At 53.7% G+C, this 6,554-nt stretch carries 4 protein-coding genes and 1 pseudogene; 2 read left to right on the top strand and 3 right to left on the bottom strand.

Annotated elements, in window-relative coordinates; all coding sequences use genetic code 11:
• Positions 1 to 405: 405 nt before the first annotated feature.
• The gene (gene mtlD / locus AP059_RS03440; RefSeq protein WP_059761885.1) at positions 406 to 2,514 is read right to left on the bottom strand and encodes a bifunctional mannitol-1-phosphate dehydrogenase/phosphatase; all 2,109 of its coding nucleotides are present in this window, start codon (positions 2,512 to 2,514) and stop codon (positions 406 to 408) included.
• A 641-nt stretch (positions 2,515 to 3,155) separates the two neighbouring features.
• On the opposite strand from mtlD, the pseudogene AP059_RS21905 reads away from it, so the two are divergent.
• Positions 3,156 to 3,383 (top strand): annotated as a pseudogene (locus AP059_RS21905) (LysR family transcriptional regulator); the annotation flags it as partial.
• Positions 3,384 to 3,836: 453 nt separating this feature from the next.
• On the opposite strand, the gene AP059_RS03430 reads toward AP059_RS21905, so the two are convergent.
• Together AP059_RS03430 and AP059_RS03425 are read right to left on the bottom strand one after the other, a co-directional pair.
• On the bottom strand, positions 3,837 to 4,550 hold the full coding sequence (locus AP059_RS03430) for a DUF4225 domain-containing protein (protein ID WP_059761883.1): 714 nt from the start codon (positions 4,548 to 4,550) through the stop codon (positions 3,837 to 3,839).
• 3 nt (positions 4,551 to 4,553) lie between these two features.
• Positions 4,554 to 5,033 carry an Hcp family type VI secretion system effector gene (locus AP059_RS03425; protein WP_059761882.1) on the bottom strand — a complete coding sequence of 160 codons (480 nt, stop codon included), beginning with the start codon at positions 5,031 to 5,033 and terminating at the stop codon, positions 4,554 to 4,556.
• Between the two features lie 273 nt (positions 5,034 to 5,306).
• Between AP059_RS03425 and mexE the strand changes: the two genes are divergently transcribed.
• Positions 5,307 to 6,551: a multidrug efflux RND transporter periplasmic adaptor subunit MexE gene (gene mexE, locus AP059_RS03420; RefSeq protein WP_059761881.1), complete on the top strand. Its 1,245-nt coding sequence runs from the start codon at positions 5,307 to 5,309 to the stop codon at positions 6,549 to 6,551.
• Positions 6,552 to 6,554 lie beyond the last annotated feature (3 nt).

Genomic DNA, 6,554 nt, shown 5'->3' with positions numbered 1-6,554 from the left:
ATGCTCTCCTTGCTGAAAAAAAAGGACTTGAAAGGCCCAAATGCCGTTCAAGTGCCGATAGAGACAATCAAGGTTCATGCCAAAGCTAATAAAATCTATGTTAATCAATGAGATAACAAGTTTAAGTCAATCGGAACGATGATTTTCACGTAAGAAACATCGACAAAGTGCGCAAGAAGTTGCGCAGTGCTGCGCAACTTCTTGCGCACTCGTCTACAGCTCACGTTTTATGAGCGCTGTAGCGATGTATGCACAGGGTTATCCACATTTGAGTGCGCAACTTCTTGCGCATCATGGCTATATGCTACTTTTCGCAACCACCTCGTTATATCTCACACCTGACGTCAGTATCGCTGATACGAAAGAGAGCCCTTTTACAGGATCACCCTTTCGATTTTCGGGGCTTTAATCGGGCGTTTTGAGGTCAATGAACCGGCGGGAAATCGACTCAAGCAAATCCTTGTCGGTGACCGGATCCAGCCCTGAATAAGGACGCCCATTGTAGTCGCCCACATAGCTCAGAACAGACAAAAGCTCCCCCTTTTCACGATAGATCTTACGTATCAACTGGCACTCCTGATCCTTCTCAATGGGGTTGCGCAGGGCGTAATGAACGGCTAAAGCCGCCCCAAACTCAAGGGATGGAGTGGGTATCCCGTGCTTGCGGGCCAGATCAATGCTGCGAAAGATGCGTTCGTGACGTTGCAACTTGCGCAGTGGGTCTCGTGCTACGCGGGCACAGGGATCTTTGAAGGACGTGGCACAGCGCTTGAGGAAAACCTGTGAGAAATCTTCGACAGCATCAGCCGCTTCCGGGTTTTGCGCGATTAATGCCGGACCGACCTCTTCGCGGATAAGTCGATGGGCCAGCGCGCTGACCCGTGTATCGCCCATCCCCTGCCCCAGCCAGGTATGCCCCAGCAGGCTGGCGTACCAGGCGATCACGGCATGCGGGCCATTCCACAGCAAATTCTTGATCACTTGGGTCTGGGTAATGTCTGCAACTGTCTTGACCTGGCGCAGACGCTCAAGCAAATGGCCGCAGCGTTCGGCGTACAGCGGCATGTCCGGTTCGCTATTGAACAGGATCAGATGCAACTGGCTAAGCGCCTGACTGGATTGGGCATATGGCCGGAAGCGGCTGATCAGCTGCTCATAGTCAGGCACTCGTTTTTTCGAGGCCGTGGCCGGTGTGCGGCTCTCTTCACTCAAGGTGTTTTCGAACATTTTCGACTTGATCCGTAGCTGTCGCAGCAACGCGTCAGTGGACAGTTTGGACACGATGCGACTGACCACGGTTTCTGCAAAATACGTATTGTCGAGGATGCGCTGACACAGTTGCGGCGAGGCCAGGCGGCGTAAATGCGCTTCAACTTGCTCGCGCACGAATGCAGCGCCGCCGACCTTGTTCAAAACAATCAATAGGGTGAGTACCCGGCTTCTGCGTTCGAAACGACGAATCAAGCCTTGGGCAATCACGCCCGCTTGCTTGCGGATCGCAGACTCGGGAAGGCTCAGGCCAACGATTTCGGCCACGTCGTACATGCGAATGACGGCTTGCTCGTCATCCATGTCGATCATGCTCATGTTTTCAATGGTTTGATCAAACGAGGTGGCGCCGTAGCGCACGCTGTAGCGACCGAACGCCTGAATGGTTTCGCGCAGCATCGGCGAGCGGGTCGCAGCAATGATTTCGCAAGGCCGGGTGTAACCATCCCAGTGCGAGAAAATTTGCGCCAGGTAACCACCCCCCATCGCCCCGAATCCGTGGATGCCGACGCTGAACTGGTTGAGGGCCTGTGGAAACGGCTCGGTCAATTCAGGCACGCCCAAGTGAGGCATGCAGTCGCTCAAGTCCGCCAAAAATTCGCTCATGCTGGTATAGGCCTGCAACGCCCCCGCTTTGACTTCAGGGGCCGGGGGCTTGATGTCTTCGATCAGAATGGGTTGCCCGTTCGCGCGGATCGCTGACAGCAAGCCGTTTTCAGAGTCTTCAAGCATCAGGCAGTGTTCGGGCAGGCAGTTCAGTGCGCTGGCCGCGTTGAGGAAGATTTCGGGATGCGGTTTGCCTTGCTCCACTTCATCACCACACACCGTGATGTCGAAGTACTTGAGCACGTTGGCGTTGATCAAATATTCCTCGGCAATCGCGCGTCGGCTGGAGGTGGCCACGGCCATGGTCAGGCCACAGCGGCGCAGACGCTCTAGCACGTCGAGCAAGCCGTCTTTGATGGGCACGCCATGATTGCGCACATGCGCCAGCTCAAGCTCATCTGCCCGTTGCCTGACTTGGGCGTAGGGAAAGTCTGCGCCGTGATTGGCCTTTGCCAGTGCTTCAGCGCGTTTGGCACTTAAACCCAGTGAACCAGTCAGGGTTTCATCACTCAGCGGGCTGCCGAAAATCTCCATCGCCGCTTGCTTCAAGGTCTTGAAGCGTAAGCGCTCGGTGTCAAACATCGTGCCGTCCATATCGAATATGGCGCTGAGGATGCGTTTGCCCTGGAAATAGATCATTGGCGGTGTAACTCCTTGAACTGCTCGCGCCCGTGCGAATGTCTGGCAGGCGCGTGGAAAGAGGATCGTCTCTGCACGCCGGACACGGAATTTAGCCGTCCGCCGGGTTCAGATCAGGCAATGAGGGTCAGATGAAGTGCCGAGAGGCAGCAGTGTTCAGTGGGTGTCAGGCGGGGGGACGTAGCAATGGCGCCAGTCGGCGCAGTTCCCTGAGAAACAGGGACGAAGATAAGGTAAGGCCATGAAGATCAAGAGTCGGGAAATGTACCCTGTAGCTGCGAATGCGCAGTGCTTGATGTGAGGCCCACAATTCGCAATCAGGGGTGCGGATCGTGAGCCGGACTGGCGATGGATACGTGTGCTTCCGTCCATAAGGTGTGTTGTTTCCTGTGTCCAAATAGGTCTCCTTTTTAGCTATAACGCATTAAAAGCGTCTAAATCAAGGTTCGCAGCAAAGAGCATGGCCATTAGCCGGTCTGCTGGCCGGCCAATGAGGACTTAATAAATAGCCCCGGTTTCAGGCTCAACTGCTTGATCAGGGTGGCGTTGAATCCTGTCGGGTCTTCCATTTACGGCGCGTGGCCCATACCGGTGAATTCAATCAATTTGGCCCCCGGGAGCATCTTCGCCGCCTGCATGGCCAATTCGATAATGTGAGCACATTGCTACGGGCACCGACAATCTCGCCACTGTGCCGGACTACACCGCTGATGCCCTGAGCGCTGTGGGCGGTGCGTGCGCGTAAGAGCCCCCCGCTACCCGGCGTTTGAAGTACATATGGCGCGGCGCGGCGCTCAAGACAACGATCCGGGGGAACGGTGGTTACGCTCTCGTATTCAGATGTTTTGGGCGATCCGGATAGCTTGTAATGTCGAACGAAAATGGTAAGCAGTCGCAGGACAGACAGCTAAACGGAGCAGGAATAGCGTGTGAGAACGGGGTTTGTGACAGTCGCGTGAGTAATATTATGAAATAGGTAGACATGTTGAAGCATTCATTCGAGCGAGTTAGGGCGAGATACGTACCTTAAAAAAAATATCTGCGAGTGGTTTTTTTAACGGGAAGTGCAAAAAGATGGATGAATACACAAACGAGTGCAGCCCACCCAATGAACGGATAGTGTGAAATTATATCCGGACGACACCCAAAAAAAAGAAAGCAGCCACTTTGGATAATGTCAATGTAAGGCACCACAAATACTCCATTGAACACCAGGCAAGAATAAAAACTCAGGTAGTTTAGATGGGGGCCGGAGAGTCGAAACTTTAAATAAAACGCAATAAAAATTCCGCACAAGGCCGCGACTGTAAAGGTAAAGGCAATCATTTGTCAGTCTCATGCAGTAACTGCTTTCCTGTTTGAAAGTCTATATATATTTCGAGCCCTAATGACTTGGCTCCCATGTTTTTATAAGCGCGTACATAGTCAGTTCTTATGTACCTGAATAATCGCCAGGCATCGGGTTTCAATACCGACCGACCGAGTACATATGCCGACAGCCCTAGGTCAGCAACGCCATAGGCAATATTTCCTTCTCGCTCGCTATTCCCCATTGCTTTTGCTACTGCTTGATAACCCTTCCTGAGCGGTCCCTCTATATCATTCCGACGCTCAAATAAATTACGTCCGCTCTCATATACATTATTTGCACCATGAGCCATCATCGGCACACCGGCGACGAGACACAACGTACCGACCGATACGTAGCATATTCCTGCACCTGTTGCGATCTGCATGGCCCCGGCAATGGTCCCGGCGCCTTTTCTTATTACTTCCCACGACTGACTAAGCAAACTACCCTGCTCATCCTTAAGCTCTTTCAAACCCTGCTCTACCGTTTTATTGCCTTGAGACACATCTTTCACAATCCCCTTGGTGTAATAAGAAACCTCTCGATTGAACTGTAACCTCAAGGCTCCATCATTAATGTGCCTTGCACTTAACGTGCAAGCTTGACGGCTCACGTTTGCGGCCGCCTCGCTAACTAACCAATCATCACAACGTGTTGGCGGGCAATTGGTTTTTTGCGGTCTCATACCTCATGCCCCCCAATAACTATAACCACTGGTACCTGCCACATGGTGGGTCCAGGTGATTTCGCGATAACGAATGGCAAGATGTTCTTGAGGTTCAGCTTCATTTTGTAAAACAGCATGCGGCATGTCGAGCGTCAGGTCAGCGATTATGCCGCCCTCGATCGAGATGGAGTAGAACCGTTCGTGCGTACCCAAAGAAGAGAGTCGGTAAAAGCTGATAACGCCACTTATCTCTTCACGGCTGGACAGTGATTGAGCGAGCAGCGGTGAAGATTTATCAACGTTTTTAGTGATGATAATGGGGCCGTGGGTTGCTTTATTCAGATGTCCGGTGTTGGTCATGTTGTGAGTGCAGGACAGCACCATAATTTCGTCGGCATGCTCTATTTGGCACTTGTTACCCATAGAATTCTGGGTAGAGCAACCCGCCGATATTAATCCTGACGTTTTGCCCGTGAGGGTCATGTAGCCGTGATTAGCCATAACTTCCACTCTATTTCGGTGAGTGGAAACCCTATGACAAGAGGTTCTGGGATGCTGTAGGGACTTTCTGTATATTTCTGAGCAGGTTCTGATTGTTTGCAGCAAACGATAAAGATTAATTGATAGCCCCCTAACAAAAAGCGCAGGCTAGAGGGCTTGCTCAGGGTTTATATCATTCTGGATGATAGTGACCTTCGCTGGGTTCGATTCGTGCGCCAGCATGCGCGCCAGCATTATCCGCCCCATCTCAATAGATTGGCGGACTCCCCTCTCATGGAACAGTCACTTAAACATTTGCGCTTCCCGCTCGCGGCCTTGGCCATCGTGGTGATGAGTGCATGCGGCAAAACTCCACAAGCGACTGCTCCAGCTCCTGCTGCAAAAGTCAGTGTGGCCAAAGTACTCGAACAGCCGGTCAATGAATGGGACGAGTTCACCGGGCGCCTTGAGGCCCCCGAAACCGTCGAGATTCGCCCGCGCGTGTCCGGGCAGATTGATCAGGTTGCTTTCACCGAAGGTGCATTGGTGAAGAAAGGCGACCTGTTGTTCCAGATTGATCCGCGCCCGTTCCAGGCCCAAGTGCGTCGCCTTGAAGCTCAAGTGCAGCAGGCGCGCGCCAATGCCACCCGCAGTCAGAACGAAGCACAGCGCGGTGAGCGCTTGCGTGAAAGCAATGCCATTTCGGCCGAGTTGGCCGAGTCGCGCACTACGGCTTCTGAGCAAGCCCGTGCCGGGGTTGCCGCGATTCAGGCCGAGCTGGACCTGGCCAAGCTCAACTTGAGCTTTACCCGTGTGACTTCCCCGATCAGCGGCCGCGTCAGCCGTGCCGAAATCACTGCCGGTAACATCGTGACGGCCGACGTCTCGCCACTGACCAGCGTGGTGTCCACTGACAAGGTCTACGCCTATTTCGATGCCGACGAGCGCGTATTCCTCAAGTACACGCAACTGGCCCGTCAAGGCCAGCGCGGCCAGACCACGCCGGTGTACTTGGGACTGTCGAACGAAGACGGTAATCCACACCTGGGGCAAATGAACTTCGTCGACAACCAGGTCAATCCGAAAACCGGCACCATTCGCGGCCGCGCGGTGTTCGATAACGCTGATGGCAGCTTCACCCCGGGGCTGTATGCACGGCTGAAACTGGTGGGCAGCGGTACCTACTCTGCCGTCTTGATCAATGACGAAGCGGTGGGCACCGATCTGGGCAAAAAGTTCGTGCTGGTGATGGATGCTGACAATAAGTCGACCTACCGCGCGGTGGATCTGGGTCCAAAAATCGAGGGTCTGCGCATTGTTCGTAACGGCCTGAACAAAGACGACACGATCATCGTCAAGGGCTTGCAGAAAGTGCGTCCCGGCTCGCCGGTAACACCTGAAGTTATCCCGATGGCCAACGAACAGACCCTCGCCGCACTGGCACAACAACGACAAGCCCTGGAAGCCAGCAACCTGCCGCCAATCAAGCCCGCCACTGGCGCTTCGAAACTGGCCAGTGTCGCGACTCCTCGTGGTTAAGGG

It is taken from the genome of Pseudomonas sp. TAA207 (assembly GCF_001529285.1).
GTDB classification, from domain to species: domain Bacteria; phylum Pseudomonadota; class Gammaproteobacteria; order Pseudomonadales; family Pseudomonadaceae; genus Aquipseudomonas; species Aquipseudomonas weihenstephanensis.
Note: the sequence above shows the minus strand (reverse complement) of the source record. Positions and strands in the feature narration are given on the sequence as shown.

Excerpts from the sequence above, each read along its gene's own strand:
- AP059_RS03425 (WP_059761882.1), bottom strand. The coding sequence starts at position 5,033 with ATGGCTAATCACGGCTACATGACCCTCACGGGCAAAACGTCAGGATTA.
- AP059_RS03430 (WP_059761883.1), bottom strand. The coding sequence starts at position 4,550 with ATGAGACCGCAAAAAACCAATTGCCCGCCAACACGTTGTGATGATTGG.
- mtlD (WP_059761885.1), bottom strand. The coding sequence starts at position 2,514 with ATGATCTATTTCCAGGGCAAACGCATCCTCAGCGCCATATTCGATATG.
- mexE (WP_059761881.1), top strand. The coding sequence starts at position 5,307 with ATGGAACAGTCACTTAAACATTTGCGCTTCCCGCTCGCGGCCTTGGCC.